Source organism: Saccharothrix sp. NBAS 001, assembly GCF_056640475.1.
In genome coordinates this window covers 9,375,195-9,399,744 of record NZ_CM153251.1, presented here as the reverse complement: position 1 = coordinate 9,399,744, position 24,550 = coordinate 9,375,195, and the positions used below count along the sequence as shown (strand labels likewise).

Sequence of the window (24,550 nt, the reverse complement as noted above, 5' to 3'; positions counted from 1 at the left end):
GATCGGCTTGCCGCCGCGCGCGGACGCCAGTCATCCTGGTCAGCCAGGAGGTTCCGCGATGCACCCAGACCCGCGCCGGCTCGCCCGTCTGCACGAGGCGACGCTGAGCGGGACGCCGACGTCCGGCGCGCGCCCGGTGATCGTCGAGTCGTGGCGGCGGTCGCTGGCGGCGCTGGTCGACCCGGACCGCCACGAGGCGCCGGTCGTGCTGGCCCGCGACGAGGTGGTGCGGCTGCGCGGGGCGCACCCGCTGGCGGCGATGCTGCCGATGCTGCGCGAGACGCTGGTGAGCATCGCCGACGCCGCCCAGCACATCATGATCATCACCGACGCGGAGGGCCACATCCTGTGGTGCGAGGGCGCGGCGTCGGTGCTCGGCCCGGCCGAGCGGGTGCGGCTCACCGAAGGCGCGCGGTGGAGCGAGGACGCCATCGGCACCAACGCCATGGGCACCGCGCTCGCCCTCGGCCGGCCGGTGACCGTGCACTCCGCGGAGCACCTCGTGCGCACCTGCCACGGGTGGACGTGCACGGCGTCGCCGGTGCGCGACCCGGACACCGGCCGCACGCTCGGCGTGGTCGACGTGAGCGGCCCGCTGACCAGCGTGCACCCGGCGACGACCGCCCTGGTGTCGACGGCCGCGCGGCTGGTGGAGAGCCAGTTGCAGGTGCGGCAGGCGGCCCGCGACGAGCGGGTGCGCGCGGCGAACCTGGGTCGGCTGATCGGCCTGCGCGGCGAGCCGGCCGCGCTGCTCAGCCCCAGCGGACGGGTGCTGGCGGCGGCTTCGGGACTGCCCGCGACGCGGGTGGACGTGTCCGGCGGCCCGGTGCGGTTGGCGGACGGGCGCGAGGCGGTCGTGGAGCCGTTGGACGAGGGGTACCTGCTCCGCGTGCCGCGTCCGACCCGTCGAAGACCGGTGCTCTCGCTGCGGTTCCTGGGCGAGCCGACCGGGTCGCTGGACGGGCGTGCGCTGGCGTTGTCGCTGCGGCACGCGGAGCTGCTGACCGCGCTCGCCCTGCACCCGCGCGGGTCGACCGCCGAGCAGTTGGCGCTGCGGCTGTACGGGGAGCGCGGCAACCCGACGACCGTGCGGGCGGAGCTGCACCGGCTGCGCGCGCAGCTCGGTGACGTGCTGCTGACCAGGCCCTACCGGCTCTCGGCCGACGTCCGGGGCGATTTCCTGACGGCCCGCAAGGCGCTGCGGGCGGGTGACGTGCCACTGGCCGTGTCGGTGTACCGGGGCGAGCTGCTGCCCCGGTCGGACGCGCCCGTGGTGCGGGAGGAGCGCGAGGAGCTGGCGGCGGCCGTGCGGCGGGGCGTGCTGGAGCACGACGACGTCGAGGTGCTGTGGACGTTCGCGGGCGTCGTCGAGGACGCCGAGGTGCTGGAGCTGCTGGTCCGCCTGCTCCCCCGCGCCGATCCGCGCCGCGCGCTCGCCGCGACCAGGCTCGGCCGCGCGCTCGCCTGACACCGCCGCGACCGGCCCGCCTAGGCTGGTCGGCATGGGGTTCTTCGCGCCGGGGGACGTGGCGCTGCGCCGGGAAGTGCTGCACGGCCGGCCGTGGGCGGTCACGCCGACCAGGGTGGTCGAGGACGGGCCGGGGCTGCTGGCCGTGTTCACCGTGCCCGGCACCCGGTTCGGGTTCCCGCCGCACCCGTTCCCGCACCACTGGCAGGAGCTGGGCCGCACCCGCTGGGACGGCCACGGCAAGCTCCAGCTGCACCGGCCCGGCGACGCCTACTCCGTGGACCTCTACTGGCAGGGCGACGAGCGCCGGTTCGCGGGCTGGTACCTCAACCTCCAGGACCCGTTGCGCCGCACCCCGCTCGGCTTCGACACGCTCGACCACGAGCTGGACTACTGGGCCCCGGCGGAGGGCGGCTGGACCGACCGGGACCGCGAGGAGTTCGAACTCCAGGTCGCGCACGGCAAGTACACCGCCGAGCAGGGCGACGCGATCCGCCGCACCGGCAAGGAGGTCGAGGCGATGCTGGACGCCGGCACGACCTGGTGGGACCCGGCGTGGGCGGGGTTCGCCCCGGACCCGGACTGGCCGGTGCCGGAGCTGCCGGCCGGCTGGGCGGACTACCCGCTGCCGTGAAGGTCCGCCCGCTGACCCCGCCGACCCTGCTCGCCGAGCTGGTCGAGCGGATCGACGCGACGCGCGGGGCGTGGACCCGGGTCCTGCTCGACGGCGCGCCGCCGACCCGCCCGGACCGGCTCGCCGAGTCCCTGGTGGAGCCGCTCAAGGCCCGGGGGCGCCCGGTGCTGCACGTCTCGTCGGGCGACTTCCTGCGGCCCGCCTCGGTCCGGCTGGAGTTCGGCCGCACCAACCCGGACACGTTCCGCGGCGGCCGGCTGGACATCGGCGGCCTGCTGCGCGAGGTGCTGGACCCGTTGGAGCCGGGCGGCACCGGGCGGGTGCTGCCGTCGCTGTGGAACGCCGAGACCGACCGGGCCAGCCGCGCCGACTACGCGACCCTGCCCGAGGGCGGGGTGCTGCTGCTGGACGGCACGCTGCTGCTGGACAAGTGGCTGCCCGCCGAACTCGCCGTGCACCTGTGGCTGTCCGACGCCGCGCTGGCCCGCCAGACCGCGCCGGAGGACGCGTGGACGCTGCCCGCCTACGCCGGCTACGAACCCCGCGCGGATGTGATCGTGCGCTACGACCACCCCACGAGACCCGCTCTGGTGGGTAGTCTCGACTGAGGATTCCCGGGGGAGGTGGACGTGGCCAGGTTGCAGCTGCTGCTCGCGCTCTACCTGCCGGGCCTGTTCGCGCTCACCCTGCTGCACTCGCCGGCCGACCTGCTGGCGGTCGTCACGGCCGTCGCCGTGGTCCTGCTGCTGCTCTCCGCCGCGCCGACGGTGCAGAGCGCCCCCGCGTGGGTGCGGTCCCTCTCGCTGCGCGAGAAAGCCCTGAAAACGGCTTTCCTGCGGCTGCGCGACCCCGACGCCGCGGGTCGCCCCCGTCCACGAGCACCGGGACTCGGCCTGAGCGCCTGACGTCCCCCGTTCCCGCTCGTGCAAACGGAGTACCCCCGTGTTCTACGACCTGGGCTCAGCCCTGGCCGGCGTCGCCACGCCCGCCCTCGCCATCGTCGCGTTCACCGTCCTCGTCCGACTGCTCGTCCACCCGCTCAGCCGTGCCGCCGTGCGCGGCGAGAAAGCCCGCGCCGCGCTCGCCCCGCAGATGCGGGCGATCCAGGAGAAGTACGGCAAAGACCCGCGCAAGCTCCAGGAGAAGTCCCTGGAGCTGTACCGGGCCAACGGGACCTCGATGTTCGCGGGCTGCCTGCCCGCGCTCGTCCAGGCACCGTTCTTCATGGTGATGTACCGGCTGGTCAGCACGCCGAACCCGCTGCTGGACGGCACTTTGTTCGGCACCTCGCTGGGCACGCACTGGTTCGGCGCGTACGACCACAACGCGGTCTTCCTGCCGCTGTTCGCGGTGCTGGCCGGTGTCGCGTTCGCGACCTCGCGGTGGCAGGCGGCGGTGGCCGCGCGCGCCGGCGGCCCGCAGCCGCCGTTCGCGAAGGTCCTGCGGCTGCTGCCGTTCGGCACGGTGGCCATCGCCGCCGTGCTCCCGCTGGCCGCCGGGATCTACCTGCTGACCACGACTACTTGGACGCTGCTGGAGCGAGCTTTCCTGTATCGCGCAGTTCAGCTCCCGCCTCGTGCAGGAACTCCAGCACGTACCGGTAAGAGGTGAACAGGCCGCACTCGGCGTAGGAGATCGACTTGTCCCGGCAGAAGTCGCGGACCAGGTGCTGCGCGTGGCGCAGGTGCGGCCGGGGCATGTTCGGGAACAGGTGGTGCTCGATCTGGTAGTTCAGGCCACCGAGCAGGAAATCGGTGAACCAGCCGCCGGTCACGTTGCGGGACGTCAGCACCTGCTTGCGCAGGAAGTCCAACTGGTGACCGGCGGTGAGCACCGGCATGCCCTTGTGGTTGGGCGCGAACGAGCAGCCCATGTAGACGCCGAACAGGCCCTGGTGCAGGGCGATGAACGCGATCGCCTTGCCGGGCGACATGATCGTGAAGACCAGTCCGAAGTAGGCGACCACGTGCACCGCGAACAGCCCGAGTTCCAGCTGCCAGCCGCGGACCTCGCGGCGGAACGCGGCGCCGGCGCTGATCACGTGCAGGCTGAAGCCTTCGAGCAGCAGCAGCGGGAAGAACAGCCACGCCTGGTGTTTCACCACCCAGCGGAAGAAGCCGCGCTTGCGCTGCGCCTGCTCGGCGCTGAACGCGAGCACCGCGATGTCGACGTCGGGGTCCTCGTCCTCGTGGTTGGGGTTGGCGTGGTGGCGGTTGTGCTTGCCCATCCACCAGCCGAAGCCGACCCCGATCAGCAGGTTCCCCAGCACCAGGCCGATCGCGCCGTTGACCTTGTTGGTGGCGAACATCTGCCGGTGGCCCGCGTCGTGGCCGAGGAACGCGATCTGGGTGAACACGAAGGCGAGCAGCGGCGCCAGCGCCAACTGCCACCACGAGTCACCGACCACCACCATCGCGGTGACGGTCAACCCCAGTGCGGCGACGCCACCGACCAGGCACAGCACGTAGAAGCCGATCCGGCGGTCGAGCAGACCCGCCTGCTTGACCGACCTGGACAACTCCGCGAAGTCACTGCCGCGCCTGGGCGACGCATCGAGGTTCACGCGCGGAGCCTAAGGGGCGCGCGGTGACGTGCTCAGGGCAGCCTTAGTTGCAACTGGGCGAACACCCGGAGTAGAGGGTCTTGGAGGTCGAACCCGCCGACCTCGGCGGCCCGGCGGACCCGGTAGCGCAGGGTGTTCGGGTGCACGTGCAGACCGGTCGCGGCGGCCCGCACGTCGCCGAACGCGTCCAGGTACGCCAAAAGGGAACGGGCCAGTTCCGGGTCCAGCGCCGCCAGTCTCGGATCGCGGATCCGGGGGTGTTCGGCCAGCAGCGCCAACGTCTCGCTGACCAGCACCCGCGACCGCACGTCGGCCAGCGTGGCGACGTCCACGTCGAGGTCGCGCGCCATCGCGTCGAGCACCCGGTCGGCCTCGTTGCGGGACACCATCACTTCGTCCACTGTGGACACCGTCGAGCCGATCGCGCCCTGCGCCCGCAGCCCCATGTGCTTGCGCGCGGCGGCCACGATCTCCTTGGTCAGCGCCAAGAGCGGCGCGGTCGGCGGCAGGTCGGGCAGCAGCACGTAGGTGCGCCCGCCGGACTGGCTGACCAGCGCGCTGCGCCGGTAGGCCGCCGCGTGCACGGAGATCAGCCCGGTCATCTCGGTGTGCCGCAACTCGTGCTGGGTGCGGTCGGCGCTCTCCTGGCCGCGCAACGCGAACACCACCACGGCGGCGGGCTTGTCCGGGTCCGCGCCGATCTGCTCGGCGACCGACGCGGCGTCCATCCTCCCGTCCAGCAACGACGTCAGCAGGTTCTCCCGGAACGCGGCGCTGGGCTCGCGCTGCTGCACCAGGTGCAGCGCGGTCACCCGGGCCGCGCCCAGCAGCGCCCGCTCGGACTGCTCGGTCAGCGGCGTCGCCCCCTCCTGCACCCAGATCGTGCCCAGCGGCTGGCTGCCCGCGTGGATGCCGACCGCGATCCGCCGCCGGATGCCGAGTTCGGGCCGCTCCTCGATCCGCACGACCTCCTCGCCGGAGCGCAGCCGCTGGTAGACGCCCCACTCGCGGAGCATCTTCAGGTACGGCTCGGGCCCCTGGCGGCCCAGGATGGACAGCCGGCGCAGCTCGTCGACCTCGTCGGAGGAGCGGGAGTAGGCCAGCACCCGGCTCGCGGTGTCCTCGATGCTGACGATCCCGCCGGTCAGCGCGGCGATCGTCTGCGCCAGCGCGAACAGGTCGCCGAGCACCTCGCCCGCACCCGCGTCGGCGGTCAGCCGGGCGCTGCTCACCACACCCCGGACCAGTGACTCCAAGTGTTCCCAGCGCACCTCCGGGCGGACCGCGAGCAGGGCCACGCCCGCGTCCGCCGCGGCCTGGCGCAGCATCGGCGCGGGCGCGTCCACCTTGACCGCCACGGCCGCCGCGCCACCCTGTCCCGCCGCCCTGACCAGCGACAACGCCGCACGTCCGCGCGCGCCGATGACCAGTGCGAGGTCGCCGGGGCGCACGTCCGGGACGTCGTCCGGGTCGAGGATGACCACGTCGTGGACGTCGACCTCCAGACCGTGCGGGGCGACCTGGATCTCCACCAGAGGGTCACCCAGAGCGATCAGCACCTGCCGCAGGCTCACCCCTGCCCCCTTTCGGACGGCAGCCGACCGGCCGCACGTTTGTCCGCGCGAACAACGGCGGGACCGCAAGCCTAGACGCGCGGACAACGGTGTGCACGCTCGGTAGTCCTACCGTGAGACGACACAGTCTTCAGTGGTGAAGGAGCTGCTTTGTGGATGCCGTGACCAGGGTCCCCGCACCGGTGAACGAGTCCGTCCTGAACTACGCCCCCGGATCCGCGGAGCGGGCGCAGCTCCAGGCGAAGCTGGCCGAACTGGCCAAGGAGCCCACCGAACTGACCCTGACCATCGGCGGCGAGCAGCGGGTGGGCGGTGGCGAGCGCTTCGACGTCGTCCAGCCGCACAACCACCGCGCGGTGCTCGGCACGCTGCACGGCGCGACCGCGCGGGACACCCGGGACGCGATCGCCGCCGCCCAGCAGGCCGCCCCGGCGTGGCGCGCGCTGTCCTTCGACGACCGCGCGGCCATCCTGCTCAAGGCCGCCGACCTGCTGGCGGGCCCGTGGCGGCAGACGCTCAACGCGGCCACCATGCTCGGCCAGTCCAAGACCGCGATCCAGGCCGAGATCGACGCCGCCTGCGAGCTGATCGACTTCTGGCGCTTCAACGTGGCCTTCGGCCGGCAGCTCACCGCCGAGCAGCCGTCGTCCTCGCCCGGCGTGTGGAACCGCACGGACCACCGCCCGCTGGAGGGCTTCGTCTACGCGATCACGCCGTTCAACTTCACCGCCATCGCGGGCAACCTGCCCACCGCGCCCGCGCTGATGGGCAACGTGGTGCTGTGGAAGCCCTCGCCCACCCAGAGCGTCGCCGCGCACCTGACCATGCGGCTGCTCGAAGAGGCCGGCCTGCCGCCCGGCGTGATCAACCTGCTGCCCGGTGACGGCCTGGCCGTGTCCGAGGTCGCGCTGGCCCACCCGGACCTGGCCGGCATCCACTTCACCGGCTCCACCCGGACCTTCCAGCACCTGTGGGGCCAGGTCGGCGCGAACATCGCCGGCTACCGCTCCTACCCGCGCATCGTCGGCGAGACCGGCGGCAAGGACTTCGTGCTCGCGCACCCGTCCGCCGACGTCGACGTGCTGCGCACCGCGCTGGTCCGCGGCGCGTTCGAGTACCAGGGCCAGAAGTGCTCCGCCGCGTCGCGCGCCTACGTGCCGCGCTCGGTGTGGAACCGGGTCAAGGACGACTTCCTGTCCGACGTCGAGTCGCTGACCATGGGCGAGGTCACCGACCTGTCGAACTTCCTCGGCGCGGTCATCGACCGGCGCTCGTTCGACAAGCTGTCGGGCGTGCTGGAGGCCGCCAAGGGCGACCCGAAGCTGGAGGTCGCGGCCGGCGGCACGGCCGACGACTCGGACGGCTTCTTCGTGCGCCCCACCGTGATCCTGGGCTCCGACCCGTCGCACGAGGTGTTCACCACCGAGTACTTCGGCCCGGTGCTGGCCGTGCACGTGTTCGACGACGCCGACTACGACGCCGTGCTCAAGCAGATGGAGAGCGCCGCCCCGTACGGGCTCACCGGCGCGATCATCGCCCAGGACCGCGCGGCCATCGCGCACGCCCAGAACGAACTCCGGTTCGCCGCGGGCAACTTCTACGTCAACGACAAGCCGACCGGCGCGGTCGTCGGCCAGCAGCCCTTCGGCGGCGGCCGGGCGTCGGGCACCAACGACAAGGCGGGCTCGGTGCACAACCTGCTGCGCTGGGTGAGCCCCCGTTCCATCAAGGAGACCTTCGCGGCTCCGACTTCCCACCGCTACCCGCACCAGGGGTGACCATGCTCCGCTCCACACTGCTCGCCGCCTCGCGATCCGAGGCCGTGCGCGGGCTCGTCGAACGCACACCGCTGACCCGGCCGGTCGTCAAGCGCTTCATCTCCGGTGACGACGTGGACGCCGCCATCGCCACCACCGGCGAGGTGCTCGCGGACGGCCGGCTCGTCACGCTCGACCACCTCGGCGAGGACACCCGCGACGCGGCACAGGCCACCGCCACCGTCGACGCGTACCTGGAACTGTTGCGCCGCTTGCAGACCGCGGGCTACGCGGACCGGGCCGAGGTGTCGGTGAAGCTGTCCGCGGTGGGCCAGTTCCTGCCCGTGGACGGCGAGAAGATCGCCTTGGAGAACGCGCGCAGGATCTGCTCCGCCGCCGGCGTCGTGGGCACCACGGTCACACTCGACATGGAGGACCACACCACCACCGACTCGACGCTGGGCATCCTGCGCGAACTGCGGGTGGACTTCCCGTGGGTCGGCGCGGTGCTCCAGGCCTACCTCAAGCGCACCGAGCAGGACTGCCGGGACCTGGCGCACGCCGGGTCGCGGGTCCGGCTGTGCAAGGGCGCCTACCAGGAACCGGCCTCGGTCGCGTTCCAGGACAAGGCCGACGTCGACCTGTCCTACGTGCGCTGCCTGAAGGTGCTGATGGCCGGGCAGGGCTACCCGATGGTCGCCTCGCACGACCCCCGGCTGATCGCGATCGCCGCCGACCTGGCCGCGGAGCGGTCCAAGGACAGCTACGAGTTCCAGATGCTCTACGGCATCCGGCCCGACGAGCAGCGCCGGCTCGCCGCCGACGGCAACCGGATGCGGGTCTACCTGCCCTACGGCGACCAGTGGTACGGCTACTTCATGCGCCGGCTCGCCGAGCGCCCGGCCAACGTGGCGTTCTTCCTGCGCGCCGTGCTGACCAAGAGCTAGGCACCCGGCCAGTCACGGGCGACCATCGCCCGGGTCCGGGCGCGCGCGGCCTGCGGGTCGGGGTGCGCCCGGACCACCGCGTCCACCGCCTCGACGGCGAGCGCGAACCGCTCCGGCGCGGCCCGCCCGTCCCGCAGCACCAGCACCGCGTGGTGCGCCGCCGCGAGCGCCCGGTCCAGCTCCTCCCCCGCCTGCGCGCACAGCCGCGCGTAGAGGGAGAGCGTTTCGGCGTAGCGGAACTCGGCCGCCAGCTCGTCCGGCGTCCGGGTCAGCCGCCACACCAGCACGGCCTGCCGGGCGCGCGGCAGCGCTTCCGCGTCGCCGTTGTCGCGCAGCAGTTCCACCGTCCGGTGCACCGCCACCGGGTAGCCGACCGACGCGCCCCGGTGCCGTCCCACCAGGTCGCGCCACAGCTCGGCGACCCGGTCGGCGAACCCCAGCGCCGGTCCGCCGTGGCCGGTCCGCGCGAGCGCGTCGGACAGCTCCCGCCACGCCACCGCGAGCTTCCCGCCGCCCGCCGCCAGCACCCGGCGCGGCAACCGGGGCCGGGCCACCAGCTCCTCCTCCGCGATCCGCCGCGCCCGCCCCTGGTCGACGTCGAGCAGCAGGCGCGCCAGCCGCGACCGGGCGACCGCGAAGTCCACCAGGTGGCGCTGCGGGAACCGGGTCGCCAAGGGGCGCAACAGGCTCACCGCCTCCTCGGCGGCCGTGACCCGGTCCACGCCGGTCAGGTCGACCTGGTCGCAGAGCGCCGCCGCCAGGCCCGCGCCGCCCGGCTCGGCCCGCCGCCACACCCCGACCGCCTCGCGGGACGCGGCCAGCGCGTCCCGCGCCCGGCCCACCCGGTGCAGCAGCGTCCCCAGGCGCGCCAGCGCGGCGGCCAGTTCCGGCTCGAAGTCGCGCGGGTTCGCCGCCGCCAGCCGGCGCAGCACCGCGATCGACTCGCGGGCCGTCGACGCGGCCTCCTCGGGCAGCCCGAAGGTCGACAGCAGCGCGGCCACGGACGTCAGCGTGCGGGCGAACTCGGCTTCGTAGCGCGGATCCGCGTCCGCGACCTGACGCCACCGCAGCACCGCCCAGCGGGCCGCGTCACCGGCCTCGACCGGCCGGTCGGCGTCGAACAGCCGCACCGCGAGGTGGTGCGTGGCCTTCGCGAAGTCCAGCCGGAACAGCACCGGGTTCAGCCGGTGCAGCTCCTGGTAGAGCAGGGCGGCCCGGCCGACCGCGGCCAGTGCCTGCTCCCGCCGGCCCAGCGCGGCCCGCCGCAGGCCGAGCTGCTCCAGCGCGGCGGCGAGCTGCGCCGTGCACTCCTCGTCGTCGTCGGCGACCTCCCGGCACAGCGCCACGGCCTCCTCCGACGCGGCCAGCGCCTCGTCGTCGTGGCCCACCGCGATCAGCCGCAGTCCCAGGTCCCCCACCGCGTCCGCGAGCGCCGAGCGGTACTCGACCGGGTCGAGGTCGACCAGTTCCCGGTACAGCGCGACCTCCGCGCGGGCGGCCTCCAGCGCCTCCTCGCGCAGGGCGGCGAGCGCGGCCCGCGCGCCCAGCATCCCGTGCAGCTCGGCCAGTTCCGGCCGCTGCGCGAGCGGCGCGCCGGCCCGCAGCAGGGTGCGGGTGAGCACGGCGGGCAGCACGTCCCCGTGGAACCTCGGGTCGTGGAACACCTGGCGCGCAACGGCCTTCGCCGACTCCGGGCGTTCGGCCAGGACGGTCAGCGGTGCCGCGCCGACGATCGCGACGAGGTCCGGCTCGGCGGCGAACAGCCGTTCGGCGCGGCGGCGGGCGTGCGGCCAGCGCTCGGCGGCGCGCAGCAGGGTCTCCAAGGCGTCCGGGGTGCGCTCGGGCTCGATCCGGTCGTCGAGCAGGGTCACCGCCAGCACGTCCTCGGCCAGCCGGCGGGTCGCCGGGGCGACCGGGTCGGCGTCGGACAGCCAGCGCACCAGCTCCACCGGGTCGTCGGCGGGCGAGCCGTGCACCGCGGCGAGCGCGGCCAGGTGCAGGTCGTGGAAGGTGTCGGCGACCGGCGGCGGCGCGGTCGGGCGCGGCAGGTCGAGGAAGGCGGCGAACCGGTCGCACGCCGCCGCGAACGACGCGGCGTGCTCCTCCGGGCACGGCTTGAGCTCCAGGTCCGCCGCGGCGTAGTCGAGGTCGGCCGCGCGCTGGCGCAGCGCCGACCACCACCAGCCGGCGCGGCGCGCCACCACCAGCACCCGGGCCCGCCCGATCGGTTCCTGGAGCAGCCGGACCAGCTCCGGCCACGGCACCAGGTCGGCGTCGTCCACCACCCGGACCGCGTCGTCGGCGAACCGGCCCGCCAGCCGCGTCTTGCCCACCCCGGACGGGCCGTGCAGCAGCAGGAGCGCCGCCGGCGCGGCCCCGTCCCGCCACCGCGCCACCACCGCCGACTCCCCGGCCCGGCCGTGGAAGGGCACCACCTCGTGCCGGGCGTCCAGCAGCTCGCCGGGGGACAGGATCCGTTCCACGGCGCACATACTGCCCGCCATCCCCGGCCACGAATGGGTGTCCCTGGCCGAAAAAACCGCCGGCGCGCGTTCGGCGGGCGGTGACCAGGTCCGACCGGCGGCCTCGATCGAACCGGGATGTCGTACCCCCGGTGCACAATTCAGGGCGTGCTCGCGGCCCTGGTGTCACACGCGGAGAACGCCGGACAGGTCCGGCTGCTCTCCGACGCCGGCGTGCCCGAGGGCCCGGTGGTCGAGACCGCCGACCTGGCCGCGACGGTGGCCGGGCTGGAGCGTGCCCGGCCGCGCTGGCTGTGGCCCGCCACCGCCGAGGTCTACCCCGACCTGCTGGCCCGGGGCGTGCGGGTGCGGCGCTGCCTGGACCTCTACCACGTGGAGTCCCTGCTGCTGGCCCACCAGGGCAGGCACCGGGAGCCCCGGGAGCTGGGCGCGGCCGTGGCGCGGCTGCGCGGCCTGCCCGTGCCCGAGGACCACGGCCCGCGCAAGCGCGACACCCAGCCGACCCTGTTCCAGCCCGAGCGCGAGCCGCTGCCCGGCGCGGCGGACCCGCTGGCCGCCGTCGTGGCGGTGCACGCCGCGCAACAGGAGGCGGTGGCCGGGCTGCCCGGTGCCGACCGGCTGCGCCTGCTGTTCGCCGCCGAGTCCGCCAGCGCCCTGGCCGCCGCCGAGATGACCCACGCCGGGCTGCCGTGGCGGGCCGACGTGCACGAGGACCTGCTGGTGGAGCTGCTCGGCCCGCGCCCGGCGGCCGGTGCCCGGCCGGCCAGGCTGGCGGCGCTGGCGGACCGGATCACCGCCGCGTTCGGCGGGCGCGCGGTCAACCCGGACCACCCGCCGGGCATCGTGCGCGCGTTCGGGCGCGAGGGCATCGAGATCCCGTCCGCGCGGGCGTGGGTGCTCAAGGACGTGGACCACCCGGCCGTGGCGCCGCTGCTGGAGTACAAGGAACTGGCCCGGCTGTGGGTCGCGCACGGCTGGTCGTGGCTGGACCAGTGGGTGTCGGACGGGCGGTTCCGGGCGGACTACGTGGTCGGCGGCGTGGTGTCCGGCCGGTGGGCGACCCGGGGCGGGGCGGCGTTGCAGATCCCGCGCACGCTGCGCCGCGCCGTCCTGGCCGACCCGGGCTGGCGGCTCGTCGCGGCGGACGCGTCGCAGCTGGAGCCCCGGGTGCTCGCGGCGCTGTCCGGCGACCGCCGGCTGACCGAGGTGTCCGGCGACGACGACCTGTACACGAACCTGGCGGCGGACGCGTTCGACGGCGACCGGGGCCGCGCGAAGATCGCCATGCTGTCCGCGATGTACGGCGGCACCAGCGGCGAGGCCGGGCCCCTGCTGGCCGTGCTGCGCCGCCGCTTCCCGGAGGCCGTCGGCTACGTGGAGGCCGCCGCGACGGCCGGCGAGCAGGGCCGCATGGTCCGGTCGCGGCTGGGCCGCACCAGCCCGCCGCCGTCCGACGCGTGGCGCGAGACGACCGGCAGCGCCGACGAGGGCGAGGACGCCGCCCGCCAGGGCAGGCGGGCGGCCCGCGAGTGGGGCCGCTTCACCCGCAACTTCGTCGTGCAGGCCAGCGCCGCCGACTGGACCGCCGCCCTGCTGGGCGCGCTGCGCCGCCGGCTGCGGGAGTCCGCGCCCGAGGCGCACCTGGTGTTCTTCCAGCACGACGAGGTCTTGGTGCACAGCCCGGCCGAGGCCGCCGACGTGGTGTGCGCCGAGATCACCGCGGCCGGGGTCGAAGCGTCCCGGCTCGTCTTCGGCGACACCCCGGTCCGCTTCCCGATCAACGCCACCCCGGTCGCGAGCTACGCCGATGCCAAGTAGGCCGCCCGCGGTGGCGGGCTCCGGGGCCGCCGGCCCGGTTAGGCTGGAGTCCGTGCAGGTAGCCGCGATCCAGACCACCCCGGAGCCGGGGCTCGCCGCCAACGCCGCCGCCCACGCCCGGCTGATCGGCGAGGCGGGCGCGCGGGTCTGCGTGTTCCCGGAACTCTCGCTCACCGGCTACGACCTCGACCCGCGCACGGCGATCACCGAGGACGACCCGCGCTGGGCGCCGATCCGCGACGCCTGCGCCGCGCACGACGCGTACGCGCTGGTCGGCGCGCCGCTGTCCACCCCTGGCGGCACGCGCATCGCGACCGTCGTGATCGGACCGGACGGCGCGACGCTCGGCCACTACGGCAAGCGCCACCTGCACGGCCCCGAACTCGACCTGTTCACCCCCGGCGACCACCACCTGCTGCTGGAGGTCGACGGCCGGCGGCTCGGGCTCGCGGTCTGCTACGACGCCGCCGTCGCGTCGCACGCGGTCGAGGTGTCGGCCGGCGGCGCGGACGCGTACGTGGTGAGTGCCTTGTACACCAACGGTTCCGAAAGCCGGATCGCCCAGCAGATGGGCCACGCCGCGGGCTTGGGCATGTGGGCGGTCATGGCCCAGTTCTCCGGGCGCGCGGGCGGCTACGACACGTGCGGCGGCAGCGGCGTGTGGCGTCCGGGCGGCGCGGTGGACGTCCAGCTCGGCCGCGACCCCGGCATCGCCCGCGCGACCCTGACGTGAACACCTACCGGGAACGCGCCGCCGCCGGCCTGGACTGCCTCTGGGAGCGGTCGTCGGACACGACGTCGTCGGGCCGGATCGTGCCGGACGGCCGCACCGACATCATCTGGTCACCCGGCGGCGGCCTGTTCGTCGCGGGCCCGGACACCGTCGGGCACCTCACCGAACTGGGTCCCGGCGAGATGTTCGGCGTCCGGTTCGGGCCGGGCGTCGGGCCGTCCGCGCTCGGCGTCCCCGCGCACGTGCTGCGCGACCTGCGCGTGCCGCTGGCCGAGCTGTGGGGCGACGTGGCGGCGCTGGAAGACGCCCTGGCCGCCGCGGCCGACCCGTGCGCGGTGCTCGCCGACGCCGCCCGCCACCGCCTGCGCGCCGCCCCGCCCGACCCGCTGGCCGACGCCATCGCCACTTCGGTGACGGCCACGCCGGTCGCCGGGCTGGCCGACGACCTGGGCCTGAGCACCCGCCAACTGCACCGCCGCAGCCTCGACGCGTTCGGCTACGGCCCCAAGACCCTGCACCGCGTGCTGCGGTTCGACCGGGCGGTGAAGCTGGCCTGGGCGGGCGTGCCGTTCGCCGACATCGCCCACCGCACCGGCTACGCCGACCAGGCCCACCTGTCCCGCGACGTGAAGGACCTGGCCGGCGTACCCCTCGGCGAACTCGTCCGCCCGTGACCGCGCGGTCGACCCCGCCCTCACGATCTTGTGCGCGCGATCAGCCGACCCGGCCGTAGGCGCGCAAGGTCAGCAGCGCCTCGATCGTCACGATCGGCCGCCACTCGAACTCGGTGACCGGCGTCCACACCGGCCACGGGAACGTCCAGCCGCCGTCGTCCCGCCGGGCCGCTTCCAGCTCGTCCAGGTCGCGGTCGATCTCGGCGTCGCTGAACCACGCCCGCGCGATGCTGTCCGGCGTGCCCGCGTAGTGGTGCGGCTTGTGCGTCTCCCCCGCCGAGTACCCCTCGGTGCGCTGACCGTCCCCCAGGTCGACCAGCCCCTGTTCGCGCACCAGCGCGCCCAGCCGTGCCGCCGCCGCCAAGGCCCGGGAGCGGTCCGGGACGTGCTGGAGGAACTGGACGCACGCGTTGGCCTCGTACGGGTGCGACTTGTCCAACGCGTCGATCCGCCGCCAGCAGTACTCGGTGGCCCGGTCCAGCCACGGGTGCGCGATCCCGGCGTGGTGCAGTTCCGCCACCGCGAGGGCGGTCATCAGCAGATCGCTCTCCTCGGCGACCTGCCACCACGGCGCACGCGGGTGCTCCTGCGCCGTGACCAGGCAGTTCGGCACCCCGCCGTCCGGGTTGGCCACTGCGGAGAGGAACCGCGCGGCCCCGACCGCGAACCGGTCGTCGCCCACCTCGTTGCCCAGCTTGAGCGCGGTGTAGGTGTGCAGCGGCTGGCTCGACGGCCCCCGCCCGTCGGGCTCCAACGCGTGCCCGAACCCACCGTCGTCGTTCCGGTACGCCGCCACCGCCGTCAGCACGGGCTCCGCCGCACCACCGTCGAACAGGAAGGAGAACCGCCGCTGCTCCAGCACGCGGGCGTGGCGCCAGAGAAAGGACCTCGCTGCTTCGATCATGCCGCCGACCCTAGGCACGACCGCTCCCGCTGTCTTGAACGAATCGGACATCCTCCCCGGCCGGGGGAACCCGTCCGGAACCGGCGGACACGCCCGATGCGCTATGCCATCATTGATCCCCTGTTGGCGTGAGGGGAGCGCGAGCGATGTTGGACGCCGGGGGCGGTGGCGGAAAGCTGGGTTTCGTGGCCGACACGGTCGCGAAAGGCGCGGGGGGCGGCATGGGCTTTGCGCCCACACAGACACGGTTCTTCGTCGAGCCCGACGAAGCACAGCGACTCATCGACGGGTTGCGGCTGGCGTGGGAGAGGCTCACCGACACGAAGCGAACCGCCGACATGATTGTCGCCACCAGTTCTCCGGGGAACGACGCCTACAGCGATCTCGCCATCCGCACGATCCGCAAAACTGCGGGCGGTGAAGACGGCGGTTACGGCTGGGCGAATGTGAAGGCGCAGGAAGCGCTGGAGAACACGATCGCGAACATCCAGAAGGCGCTGGACGAGTACAAGGCCACGGACTCGGCAGCGGCCGACGCACTGAAGCCGAAGGACTGAATTCGTTGACTCGCACTTTCCGCGCGGTCCTGGTGGTGGGAGCGGCCGTCACGGCCCTCGCCGCCTGCACGTCGACCAACCAGGGTTCCCCGACCCCCGCGCCGGGCGCGACCTCGGGCGCCGGGGCGACCACGACGTCCGGCAAACCCTCCGGTAGCGGCTCCGACCTCGACCTGGCGAAGTACCTGACGAACCCCTGCGGCATCCTGACCCAGGCCCAGCAGGCCGAACTCAGCACGTTCCGCGAGGCGAAGCCCGACACGGCCGGCGAGCGGGGCCCGAGCTGCACCTACCAGGGGAAGGACGTGCTGGCGAATTCGACCTTCGAGATCACCTTCCTGGTCAAGGGCACCACGATCGACGATGTGATCAGCAATACGAAGACCGGTTTCCCCGTAGCCAAGCAGACCAAGATCTCCGGCCGCAGCGCAGTGTCGTTCGACAGCGCCGACGGCAAGCGGAATTGCAGCACCGCGCTCGGCACCTCGGACAAGGACGCCCTTCTCGTCCAGGGCACCATCGGCAAGAACGACAAGCTCAACGACGGAAACGCTTGTGGCACCACCGAGCGGGTGGCCACGACGATCGTCGGGAACCTGAAGGGGTAGCCGTGCCTCCTCCCGACAACGCGGACATAACCGGAGCCATCGCACTGATCCAGATGGGCGTCGGTGCGGACAAGATCTACAGCTGGTTCAAAGAAGGCAAGGGGCCCGAACAGACGACGGACGCGGTCGAACGGAACTGGGAGAAGATCAACCGCGAACACACCGACGTCGCCTACCTGATCAACAAGGCCGTACGGGACTCCGGCGCGTCCTGGGAGGGCGCGGCGGGCGACCAGGCGCGGTCCTCGACCACCCCGTTGGCGAGCTGGGCGGACGCTGCGGGAGCGAGCGCGCAGACCGCTGCCGCCTGCACCTCGACCATCAGCGACTCGTTCCGGCTGGCCCGCGACTCGGTGGACAAGCCCGTCAACGTGCCGGACAAGCCCTGGTACAACGACGGCGTCCCCTGGGACACCGACTACGACGACGCGGTCGAGGCGAATCAGAAAGTCAATTCGAAGAACGCCCAGGTGTTCAGCACCTACGGCACGTCGGCGAACAACGCGGCCGCGTCGATGCCGACCTTCCAGTCGCCCGACGAGATCGGCGCGGGCATCGACGACGGGGGCGACCCGCCGCCGATCGTGACGCCGCCGAGGTGGGAACGCGGACCGGTCGAGCCCGAGGAGAAGGGCGGCGACGACTCGTCCGGCGGTGACAAGACCAGGAAGCAGTGGGGCGAGCCGACCGTGCCGCCGCCCACCCCGCCCGGCGGCAACGACGACGGCACCACCCGCAAGTCGCTGGCCGACGTGCCGGACCGGCCGACGCTGCCGCCCGGCAACGTCGACCCGCCGCGCGTCCAGCCGCCGCCCGGCGACCCGAGGTTCCCGCCGTTCGACCCGCGGCTGCCCTACGACCCGCGCAACCCGAACGACCCCCGCAACCCGCGGAACCCGAACAACCCGAACCTCCCCCGCAACCCCAACAACCCCACCAACCCGAACCGCCCGCCGGTGCGCGTGCCCGGCGCGAACGGCCCCGGTGGGCCGGGTGGCGGACCGGGTGGCGGGCGCGGCGGGATTCCCGGCGGCGGTGGTGGTCCGGGTGGGCGGATGCCCGGCGTGCCCGGCCCGGGTGGGTTCGGGCCCGGCGGGTTCGGCCCCGGCGGCACGTCCGGCGCGGTGCCCGGTGAGCGCGGTTTCGGACCCGGCGGCAGCGGCGGCGGGTTCGGGCCGGGCGGTGCCGGTGCGGCCGGGCGCGGCGGTCCGGGCGGCGGTGCCGGGATGGGCGGTATGGGCGCGGGTGCGGGCAAGGGTCAGGGCGAGGACGACCTGGAGCACAAGTCCGCCACGTACTTGCAGGGTGCGGACGACATCTTCGACGACGGCACGATGGTGGCCCCGCCGGTCATCGGGGAGTGAGGGGCACTGTGCTGCGCACCAAGGTGACGATCCCCGTCGTCGCGCTCTACACCGCGTGGCAGGCCGAAGGTCTGCCGACGTTGCACAACGCGCTGCTGACCTCCGTCGACTTCGACGAGGACCGGGTGGCCGAGGGCGACGTGGGCGAGCTGGCCGCCCTGGCGCGGGGCGCGTGGGCGGACCTGGAGCGGCTCGGTCTCGCGCGCGGCCGGCAGGTGCACGCCGACCTGGCCAGGTCGCTGCGGCTGATCGCCGACGCGGGCACGGAGTACTACGCGTTCTTCAACCAGGACGACGGCGACACGCGCACCGCGCTCGTGGTGCGGTCCGGGGACGACGCGCTGCGCGTGGTCCTGCGGCCGGACAAGCACTTCGTGCTGGAGCCGGTCCGGGCGCACGACGCCGTGCAGTCGCTGCTGTCCGCGCTGCCGGAGGCGAAACCGGGCCGGGGCGGCGTGCTGTCGCTGCCCGAGGACGCGTTGCGGGACAAGCCGAGCCGGTCCCGGTTCGACGACGACGGCGGCGGCTTCCTCCAGGCCAGCCGGCCGACCGGGACGTACGTGGCGGAGGCGCAGAACATCCGCAGGCTGCTGGCCGAGAAGCGGACCGGCGGCGGCCAGCTCTACGCCGCCAGTCGCGACCGGACCGGCCGCAAGCAGCGCTGCGCGACCCCGTTGACGTTCTTCGACACGGTCACCGGCCGGTACGTGTCGGCGAAGTCGAAGGGCGGCGACGGGACCCCGTGGATCACCGTGCAGCCCGCCGACTTCGCCACCTTGCAGAACCGGTTGCGGCAGCTCAGCGGGGACGCAGCACCTCGCGGCTGAGTTCGGCCGGGCTGCGGTGCCCGGACAGCGCCAGGGTGAGTTCGAAGTCGGCGAGCAGGCTGCGCAGCACGTGCCGCACGCCGACCTGCCCGCCGTGCGCCAGCCCGTAGGCGAACGGCCGGCCGACGAGCACCGCCTTGGCGCCGAGGGCGAGCGCCTTCACGATGTCCGCGCCGCTGCGGATGCCGGAGTCGAACAGCACCTCGACCTGCTCCCCCACGGCGTCGGCGATCTCCGGCAGCACGTCCAGCGAGCCGACCGCGCCGTCCACCTGCCGTCCGCCGTGGTTGGACACCACGATCCCCTGGACGCCCGCGTCGACGGCCTTGCGCGCGTCGTCGGGGTGCTGGATGCCCTTGAGCACGATCGGCCCGTCCCAGTGCTCGCGCAGGAACGCCAGCTGGTCCCAGGACTTGTCGGTGCCGGTGAACAGCTGCACCCAGCGCAGGATCGCCATCGGCAGGTCGTCCTCGGGGCCGGCCGCCAACCCCGCCCGGAACGCCGGGTCGGAGAACGGGATCGCGGTGCCGACCCCGCGCAGGAACGGCAGGTAGGCCCGGTCGAGGTCGTGCGGTCGCCAGGCGAGCGTCCACGTGTCGAGGGTGACCACCAGCACCCGGTACCCGGCCGCGCGGGCGCGGTCGAGGATGCTCACGCACACGTCGGGGTCGTTGGGCCAGTAGAGCTGGAACCAGCGCGCGCCGTCCCCGGCGGCCTCGGCGACGTCCTCGATGGTGTGCGAGGAGGCCGTGGAGAGCACGAACGGCACCCCGAGTTCGGCGGCGGCCCGCGCGGTGGCCAGTTCGCCGTCCGGGTGCAGGATCGACTGGACGCCGAGCGGCGCGAGGAGCACCGGTGCCGGCGCGGCGGTGCCGAGCACGGAGGTCCCGAGGTGCCGCTGGGTGGCGTCGGTGAGCATCCGCGGCACGATCCGCCACCGGTCGAACGCCTCCCGGTTGGCCCGCGCGGTCGACCCCGCGCCGGCCGCGCCCGCGACGTACCAGTACGGACCGGGCCCGAGCCGTTCCCGGGCCGACGCCTCCAGCCCCTCCGGGTCGGTGGTGAACGGCGGCACCGCGCCCGCCAGTCCCTGCAGATAGATCTCGTTCTGGTACCCGGAGAAGCTCGTCATCCGTCCTCCACAGCGGCCGTCGGCGTCCGGATCATGCTCTGCCCGACCGGCCGCGACCGCAACCACGTCCGGCGGGTCACCCCGCCGGCGGGCCCGGTCGTCGCGGGTCGGCGTCGAGTTCGCGCAGGCGGTCCTTCTCCAGATCACGGAGGCGGGCCGCTTCGGCGAAGTCCTGCGCGTCGACCGCCTCCTCCTTGAGCCGCCTCAACTCCCGGATCCGCGGGTCGGGGTGTTCGACCTTCTCACCGTTGCGGTGCGGGGGTCTCGGCACCCGCGAAGCGGCGTCCAGGACCGCTTCCTCGGTGACGCCGCGCACGCTCGGCAACGGGTGGTGCCGCAGCAGCGCGATCAACAGGTGGTCGGTGTCGATGTGGTCGGACGCCACGGACGACGCGGTGTGCAGCACCGGGTTCAACTCGCGGGCGAGCAGCCACGTCCCCGAGCCGATGAACGGGGTGTCGTGGCCACGTCCGCCCGCCTCGTCGGTCAGCGCGTCGAGGTCGACGCCCAGCGCGGACAGCACCGTCAACGCGACGTTGCCCTCCAACGTGAGCAGCCCCAGCCACAGGTCGTTCATCCCGGCTTCCCGACGCCCGGCTTGCCGCGCGTGGGAATGCGCGTGGGCGAGCGCCCGGAACGTGTGCGCGCTGAAGCGTTCCTGCCACTCCTTCGCCACCACCACGTCGCCCTTTCTACGCGACCACCCGTGGCGACAACAGGGTCACTGACGGGGTCGGCGGCCGGAGCGCGCCCGGTGCCGACCCCGTCGAACTCAGCTCATCACGTCCTTGCGGAACAACGCCTTCGGCAGCAGCCACGTCAGCTTGTGCGAGCGCAGCACCGCCAACGGCCCGATCACGGCCAGCAGCAGCACGTACCCCGCCACGAACGGCGCGACGCGCGAATCCAACCCCGCCGTCACCGCCATCGCCGCGAGCACCAGGGAGAACTCGCCCCGGGTGAGCACCGTCAGCCCGATGTCCACCCCCTGCTGACGGTCGAACGAGTGCAGTTTCGCCGCGAACAGCCCCGCGCCCAGGTTCAGCACGATGGTCACCGCCACCGCCGCGAGCACCGGCACCACGACCCCGCCCACGGCGTTCGGGTCGATGCTCAACCCGAAGATGAAGAAGAACAGCGCTCCGAACGCATCCCGCAGCGGCAGCACCAGTTTGTGCACCCTCGGCGCGACGCCGGACCCGCCGAGCACCGCGCCGACCATGAACGCGCCGATCGCGTCGGACACGCCCAGTTCGTGCGCGACCGCCGCGCCGGTCACCGCGACGCCGACGAAGCACACCACCAGCAACTCGTCGTCGGCCGACCCGAACAGCCTGGTCACCACCCGGCCGCCCCAGCGCGCGATCGCCGCCAGGACCACCAGGAACAGGAACGCCTTGCCGAAGTCCAGCAGTGCCTGCACCCCGGACGTCCCGCCGAGCACCGGCTGCAACACCGCCAGGTACAGCGCCAGGAACACGTCCTCGATCACGATGATGCCCATCACCAGCCGCGATTCCGGGTTGCGCAGCCGTTGGGCCTCGACCAGGAGCTTGGTGACGATCGCGGACGACGAGATGCCGATCGCGCCGGCGATCACCAGCGCCTCGCGCGTCCCCCAGCCGAGGGTGAACCCGAACGCCAGCCCGCCGCCGATGTTGAGCGCCAGGTACCCGGTGCCGGCCAGGGCGAGTTTGCGCCCGCCGGCGACCAGGTCGTCCACCGAGAACTCCAGGCCGAGGTAGAACAGCAGGAACACCAGGCCGAGCCCGGCCAGCACGCCCATCTCGCCCGGGTCGTCCACCAGCGACACGCCGGGCGTGTTGGGGCCGAACAGGATGCCCGCCACCATGAACAGCGGGATGGTGGGCAGTCCGATCCGGACGCCCGCGCGTCCGATGAGGCCGGCCGCGAGGAACGCCCCGCCGACCGCGAGCAGCGCGTGCCCGGTGCTCATCGGCGGCCCTCCGCGCGCCCTTCCAAGGCGATCGCCACGGGCGCCGCCGTCAACACCGTCGAGATGGTCCCGGCCACGACGCCGACCAGCAGCGCGGTGGCGAAGTCGGCGAGCGACCCGTCACCCAGCACCAGCAGCGCGGCGAGCACGAACAACACGCCGATCCCGGTGTTCACCGTCCGCGGCACGGTTTGCAGCACCGCCGTTCCGACCACGTCCGCGTAAGGGTCTTTGCGCCGTGCCTTACGCAGTTCGCGCACCCGGTCGAACACCACCACCGAGTCGTTGACCGAGTAGCCGATGACGGTCAGCAGCGCGGCCAGGAACACGCCGTCGGCGGTCTTGCCCATCCACGCGAACACGCCGATCAGCACCACCACGTCGGTGATCAGCGCGACCACCGTGGCGAGCCCGAGCCGCCAGTCGAACCGCACCGCGAGGTAGGCGAGCTGGGCGGCGACGGCGATGGCCAGCGCGATGAGCGCGTTGCGCCGCAGCTCGGACCCGAGGCTCGGCCCGATCAGCTCGTTGCTGACCTGCTGCGCCCCGCCGGTGGCCTTGTTCACCGCTTCGGTGACGCGGGCGGCGGCGGCCTCGTCGATCGGGCCGGTCCGCACCGACACGCCGGTGTCGCCCGAGGTCGCGACGACCGCGTCGCCGAATCCGGCGGCGGACAGCTCGGCGCGCACCCTGCCCGCGTCCACGGCGGACGCGGTGTAGTCGATCATCCGGCCGCCGGTGAACTCGACGCCCAGTTCCAGGCCGCGCACGAACAGCCCGGACAGCGCCACCAGCAGCACGAACGCGGCGGTGAGCAGCCAGCGCCGGGGGCGCTTGAACAGCCGGATGCCCCGGCTGGTCAGCCACGTCCGGACCCGGCCCAGGTCGTGCAGGCCGCTCCACGTCGGCCGCCGCTCCAGCAGCGGCATGGCCAGCTGCAGCAGCACGCGGGTCAGCACCAGGGCGCTGAACAGCGACGCGAGCACGCCGATCGACAGCGTGACGCCGAACCCCTTGACCGGCCCGGTGGCCAGCCAGAACAGCAGCCCGGCCGCGAGCAGGGTGGTCACGTTCGAGTCCGCGACGGCGCTGAACGCCCCCTTGAACCCCTGGTCCACCGACCGTGGCAAACGTTTGCGGCGGGCGTACTCCTCGCGGGACCGCTCGAAGACCAGCACGTTCGCGTCGACCGCCATGCCGATCGCCAGCACGAAGCCCGCCAGGCCCGGCAAGGTCAGCGTCGCCCCGATCGCGAGCAGCGCCGCGTAGGACAGGCCCGCGTAGCCGACCAGCGCGAGCACCGCGATCAGCCCGGCCAGCCGGTAGACGAAGATCAGGAACAGGCCGGTCAGCGCGATGCCGACGATCGCCGCCCGGGTGCTGGCCTCGATGGCCTCCGCGCCCAGCGTCGGGCCGACGGTCCGCTGCTCGACCACCTCGACCGGCACCGGCAGCGCGCCGGACCGGATGACCAGCGCCAGTTCCTCGGCCTCGGCCTTGGCGAACTTGCCGGTGATCTGGGTGCTGTTGCCGATCATCCCGGTCCGGCAGGGCACGGACGGGTCGACCTGCGGCGCGGACACGATCCGGCCGTCCAGCACGAACGCGACCCGCCGCTGCGGGTCGCCGGGCGCGTGGCAGGCGGCCTCGCCGGTCACCTTCTGCCAGGTGGCGGGCGCGTCGCCCTGGAACTCGACGGTGACCTGCCACCCGGCGCCCTGCTGGTTGGGTGACGCCTGCGCGCCCTTGATGCCCTCGCCGGTCATCGCGACCGGGCCGAGCGCCACCGAATCGCCCGCCTCCCCGGTCGGCATGTCGCCCGGTCCGGTGACGGGTTGCACGGCGAGCTGCGCGGTGCGGCCGAGCACGTCGATGGCTTCGGCCGGGTCTTGCACGCCGGGCAGTTCGACGACGATCCGGTGGTCGCCGGAGCGCGCCAGGACGGGTTCGGCGACGCCGAGTTCGTCGATCCGGCGGCGCAGCACCTCCAGCGCCCGGTCGGTGTTGTCGGAAGTGGCCTCGGACGGGGTTTCCAGCACGATCTGGGTGCCGCCGCGCAGGTCGAGACCGAGGCGCGGCTGGCTGGTGAGCAGGATGAACGCGGACGCGACGAGAACTCCGAGGGACAGCAGCCCTCGGACGAGCAGTTCCCGCCGCGCTGAGGAGCGCGGCATGGCGAAGTGACCTCCGGGGTCGGGGGTGTGCGGGTGCGACTACCGGAGGGGAGCGGGAGGGGCTCGTTCGCCGAGCGGGGCCTGGCCGGTGCGCTCGGGGGTGCGGTGGGTCGGGTCGACGACGTCCTCGGCGAGGCGGGGCTCGGGCGGGACGTGCACCGGGGGCTGCACGCCGTCCAGCGGCTGGCCGAGGTGGCCCTGCTGCTGCACGGGGTGCGCGGTGACCCGGGTCGCCGTGCCGGGCAGGTGCGCGGCGTCGACGGTGGCCGAGACGGAGATCAGGTCCACCGGGTGGTGGTGGGCGGGACCGGCGACGACGAACCCGGCGATCAGCGCCAGGAGCAGCATCAGTCGCGTCACGGTTCGGCCCCCTCTC

23 protein-coding genes are annotated in these 24,550 nt (G+C 73.7%); 14 read left to right on the top strand and 9 right to left on the bottom strand.

The features are described from left to right. Positions 1–58: 58 nt before the first annotated feature. The 5 genes from AC0HI0_RS42435 to AC0HI0_RS42415 are packed head-to-tail and all read left to right on the top strand — an operon-like array spanning position 59 to position 3,713. Positions 59–1,468, top strand: a complete 1,410-nt coding sequence (locus tag AC0HI0_RS42435) for a GAF domain-containing protein (protein WP_480929106.1) — start codon at positions 59–61, stop codon at positions 1,466–1,468. 34 nt (positions 1,469–1,502) lie between these two features. Continuing rightward, positions 1,503–2,102: a DUF402 domain-containing protein gene (locus AC0HI0_RS42430; protein WP_480929105.1), complete on the top strand. Its 600-nt coding sequence runs from the start codon at positions 1,503–1,505 to the stop codon at positions 2,100–2,102. Next, on the top strand, positions 2,099–2,710 hold the full coding sequence (locus AC0HI0_RS42425; RefSeq protein WP_480929104.1) for a nucleoside/nucleotide kinase family protein: 612 nt from the start codon (positions 2,099–2,101) through the stop codon (positions 2,708–2,710). Before AC0HI0_RS42430 ends, AC0HI0_RS42425 begins: the two co-directional genes overlap by 4 nt. A gap of 21 nt (positions 2,711–2,731) precedes the next feature. Further along, a complete protein-coding gene (locus AC0HI0_RS42420) occupies positions 2,732–3,007 on the top strand; it encodes a DUF6412 domain-containing protein (RefSeq protein ID WP_480929103.1) in 276 nt (91 codons plus the stop codon). 37 nt (positions 3,008–3,044) lie between these two features. After that, positions 3,045–3,713 carry a YidC/Oxa1 family membrane protein insertase gene (locus AC0HI0_RS42415; protein WP_480929102.1) on the top strand — a complete coding sequence of 223 codons (669 nt, stop codon included), beginning with the start codon at positions 3,045–3,047 and terminating at the stop codon, positions 3,711–3,713. On the opposite strand, the gene AC0HI0_RS42410 is transcribed toward AC0HI0_RS42415, so the two are convergent. After that, positions 3,622–4,665, bottom strand: coding sequence for a fatty acid desaturase family protein (locus tag AC0HI0_RS42410; protein ID WP_480929101.1), 1,044 nt, complete (start codon positions 4,663–4,665; stop codon positions 3,622–3,624). The two genes, AC0HI0_RS42415 and AC0HI0_RS42410, sit on opposite strands and share 92 nt — an antisense overlap. A gap of 32 nt (positions 4,666–4,697) precedes the next feature. Further along, positions 4,698–6,239, bottom strand: a complete 1,542-nt coding sequence (locus AC0HI0_RS42405) for a PucR family transcriptional regulator (protein ID WP_480929100.1) — start codon at positions 6,237–6,239, stop codon at positions 4,698–4,700. Positions 6,240–6,391: 152 nt separating this feature from the next. Here AC0HI0_RS42405 and pruA point away from each other — a divergent pair, with 152 nt between their 5' ends. After that, positions 6,392–8,017: an L-glutamate gamma-semialdehyde dehydrogenase gene (gene pruA / locus AC0HI0_RS42400; RefSeq protein WP_480929099.1), complete on the top strand. Its 1,626-nt coding sequence runs from the start codon at positions 6,392–6,394 to the stop codon at positions 8,015–8,017. 2 nt (positions 8,018–8,019) lie between these two features. After that, a complete protein-coding gene (locus AC0HI0_RS42395) occupies positions 8,020–8,943 on the top strand; it encodes a proline dehydrogenase family protein (protein WP_480929098.1) in 924 nt (307 codons plus the stop codon). On the opposite strand, the gene AC0HI0_RS42390 is transcribed toward AC0HI0_RS42395, so the two are convergent. After that, positions 8,940–11,426 (bottom strand): hypothetical protein, encoded by a 2,487-nt coding sequence (locus tag AC0HI0_RS42390; RefSeq protein WP_480929097.1) that lies wholly within the window; start codon positions 11,424–11,426, stop codon positions 8,940–8,942. The two genes, AC0HI0_RS42395 and AC0HI0_RS42390, sit on opposite strands and share 4 nt — an antisense overlap. A gap of 147 nt (positions 11,427–11,573) precedes the next feature. Here AC0HI0_RS42390 and AC0HI0_RS42385 point away from each other — a divergent pair, with 147 nt between their 5' ends. The 3 genes from AC0HI0_RS42385 to AC0HI0_RS42375 are packed head-to-tail and all read left to right on the top strand — an operon-like array spanning position 11,574 to position 14,651. After that, positions 11,574–13,244 (top strand): bifunctional 3'-5' exonuclease/DNA polymerase, encoded by a 1,671-nt coding sequence (locus tag AC0HI0_RS42385; protein WP_480929096.1) that lies wholly within the window; start codon positions 11,574–11,576, stop codon positions 13,242–13,244. A gap of 52 nt (positions 13,245–13,296) precedes the next feature. After that, on the top strand, positions 13,297–13,977 hold the full coding sequence (locus AC0HI0_RS42380) for a carbon-nitrogen hydrolase family protein (protein ID WP_480929095.1): 681 nt from the start codon (positions 13,297–13,299) through the stop codon (positions 13,975–13,977). After that, the gene (locus AC0HI0_RS42375) at positions 13,974–14,651 is read left to right on the top strand and encodes an AraC family transcriptional regulator (RefSeq protein WP_480929094.1); all 678 of its coding nucleotides are present in this window, start codon (positions 13,974–13,976) and stop codon (positions 14,649–14,651) included. The genes AC0HI0_RS42380 and AC0HI0_RS42375 overlap by 4 nt, the downstream gene beginning before the upstream one ends. Before the next feature lie 40 nt (positions 14,652–14,691). Here the strand turns inward: AC0HI0_RS42375 and AC0HI0_RS42370 are convergent, their stop codons facing one another. Continuing rightward, positions 14,692–15,555 carry a hypothetical protein gene (locus tag AC0HI0_RS42370; protein WP_480929093.1) on the bottom strand — a complete coding sequence of 288 codons (864 nt, stop codon included), beginning with the start codon at positions 15,553–15,555 and terminating at the stop codon, positions 14,692–14,694. Positions 15,556–15,740: 185 nt separating this feature from the next. Here AC0HI0_RS42370 and AC0HI0_RS42365 point away from each other — a divergent pair, with 185 nt between their 5' ends. Genes AC0HI0_RS42365 through AC0HI0_RS42350 form a run of 4 tightly spaced genes read left to right on the top strand, consistent with a single transcriptional unit; the run spans position 15,741 to position 18,911 of the window. Continuing rightward, positions 15,741–16,112 (top strand): hypothetical protein, encoded by a 372-nt coding sequence (locus AC0HI0_RS42365; protein ID WP_480929092.1) that lies wholly within the window; start codon positions 15,741–15,743, stop codon positions 16,110–16,112. Positions 16,113–16,117: 5 nt separating this feature from the next. Beyond that, the gene (locus tag AC0HI0_RS42360) at positions 16,118–16,720 is read left to right on the top strand and encodes a DUF3558 domain-containing protein (RefSeq protein WP_480929091.1); all 603 of its coding nucleotides are present in this window, start codon (positions 16,118–16,120) and stop codon (positions 16,718–16,720) included. 2 nt (positions 16,721–16,722) lie between these two features. Beyond that, positions 16,723–18,084 carry a PPE domain-containing protein gene (locus tag AC0HI0_RS42355; RefSeq protein ID WP_480929090.1) on the top strand — a complete coding sequence of 454 codons (1,362 nt, stop codon included), beginning with the start codon at positions 16,723–16,725 and terminating at the stop codon, positions 18,082–18,084. Continuing rightward, a complete protein-coding gene (locus AC0HI0_RS42350) occupies positions 18,081–18,911 on the top strand; it encodes an ESX secretion-associated protein EspG (RefSeq protein ID WP_480929089.1) in 831 nt (276 codons plus the stop codon). The genes AC0HI0_RS42355 and AC0HI0_RS42350 overlap by 4 nt, the downstream gene beginning before the upstream one ends. Here AC0HI0_RS42350 and AC0HI0_RS42345 read toward each other — a convergent pair. The 5 genes from AC0HI0_RS42345 to AC0HI0_RS42325 all read right to left on the bottom strand — a co-directional run bounded on the left by AC0HI0_RS42345 (position 18,883) and on the right by AC0HI0_RS42325 (position 24,534). Then, on the bottom strand, positions 18,883–20,043 hold the full coding sequence (locus AC0HI0_RS42345) for a lactate 2-monooxygenase (protein ID WP_480929088.1): 1,161 nt from the start codon (positions 20,041–20,043) through the stop codon (positions 18,883–18,885). The two genes, AC0HI0_RS42350 and AC0HI0_RS42345, sit on opposite strands and share 29 nt — an antisense overlap. Positions 20,044–20,119: 76 nt before the next feature. Then, the gene (locus AC0HI0_RS42340; RefSeq protein ID WP_480929087.1) at positions 20,120–20,725 is read right to left on the bottom strand and encodes a UvrB/UvrC motif-containing protein; all 606 of its coding nucleotides are present in this window, start codon (positions 20,723–20,725) and stop codon (positions 20,120–20,122) included. A gap of 90 nt (positions 20,726–20,815) precedes the next feature. Then, on the bottom strand, positions 20,816–22,000 hold the full coding sequence (locus tag AC0HI0_RS42335; RefSeq protein ID WP_480929086.1) for a cation:proton antiporter: 1,185 nt from the start codon (positions 21,998–22,000) through the stop codon (positions 20,816–20,818). Then, a complete protein-coding gene (secD, locus tag AC0HI0_RS42330; protein ID WP_480929085.1) occupies positions 21,997–24,174 on the bottom strand; it encodes a protein translocase subunit SecD in 2,178 nt (725 codons plus the stop codon). Before secD ends, AC0HI0_RS42335 begins: the two co-directional genes overlap by 4 nt. Before the next feature lie 39 nt (positions 24,175–24,213). Beyond that, positions 24,214–24,534: a hypothetical protein gene (locus AC0HI0_RS42325; protein WP_480929084.1), complete on the bottom strand. Its 321-nt coding sequence runs from the start codon at positions 24,532–24,534 to the stop codon at positions 24,214–24,216. Positions 24,535–24,550: the final 16 nt, after the last annotated feature.

Excerpts from the sequence above, each read along its gene's own strand:
- AC0HI0_RS42435 (WP_480929106.1), top strand. The coding sequence starts at position 59 with ATGCACCCAGACCCGCGCCGGCTCGCCCGTCTGCACGAGGCGACGCTG.
- AC0HI0_RS42430 (WP_480929105.1), top strand. The coding sequence starts at position 1,503 with ATGGGGTTCTTCGCGCCGGGGGACGTGGCGCTGCGCCGGGAAGTGCTG.
- AC0HI0_RS42395 (WP_480929098.1), top strand. The coding sequence starts at position 8,020 with ATGCTCCGCTCCACACTGCTCGCCGCCTCGCGATCCGAGGCCGTGCGC.
- AC0HI0_RS42370 (WP_480929093.1), bottom strand. The coding sequence starts at position 15,555 with ATGATCGAAGCAGCGAGGTCCTTTCTCTGGCGCCACGCCCGCGTGCTG.
- AC0HI0_RS42345 (WP_480929088.1), bottom strand. The coding sequence starts at position 20,043 with ATGACGAGCTTCTCCGGGTACCAGAACGAGATCTATCTGCAGGGACTG.
- AC0HI0_RS42335 (WP_480929086.1), bottom strand. The coding sequence starts at position 22,000 with ATGAGCACCGGGCACGCGCTGCTCGCGGTCGGCGGGGCGTTCCTCGCG.
- secD (WP_480929085.1), bottom strand. The coding sequence starts at position 24,174 with ATGCCGCGCTCCTCAGCGCGGCGGGAACTGCTCGTCCGAGGGCTGCTG.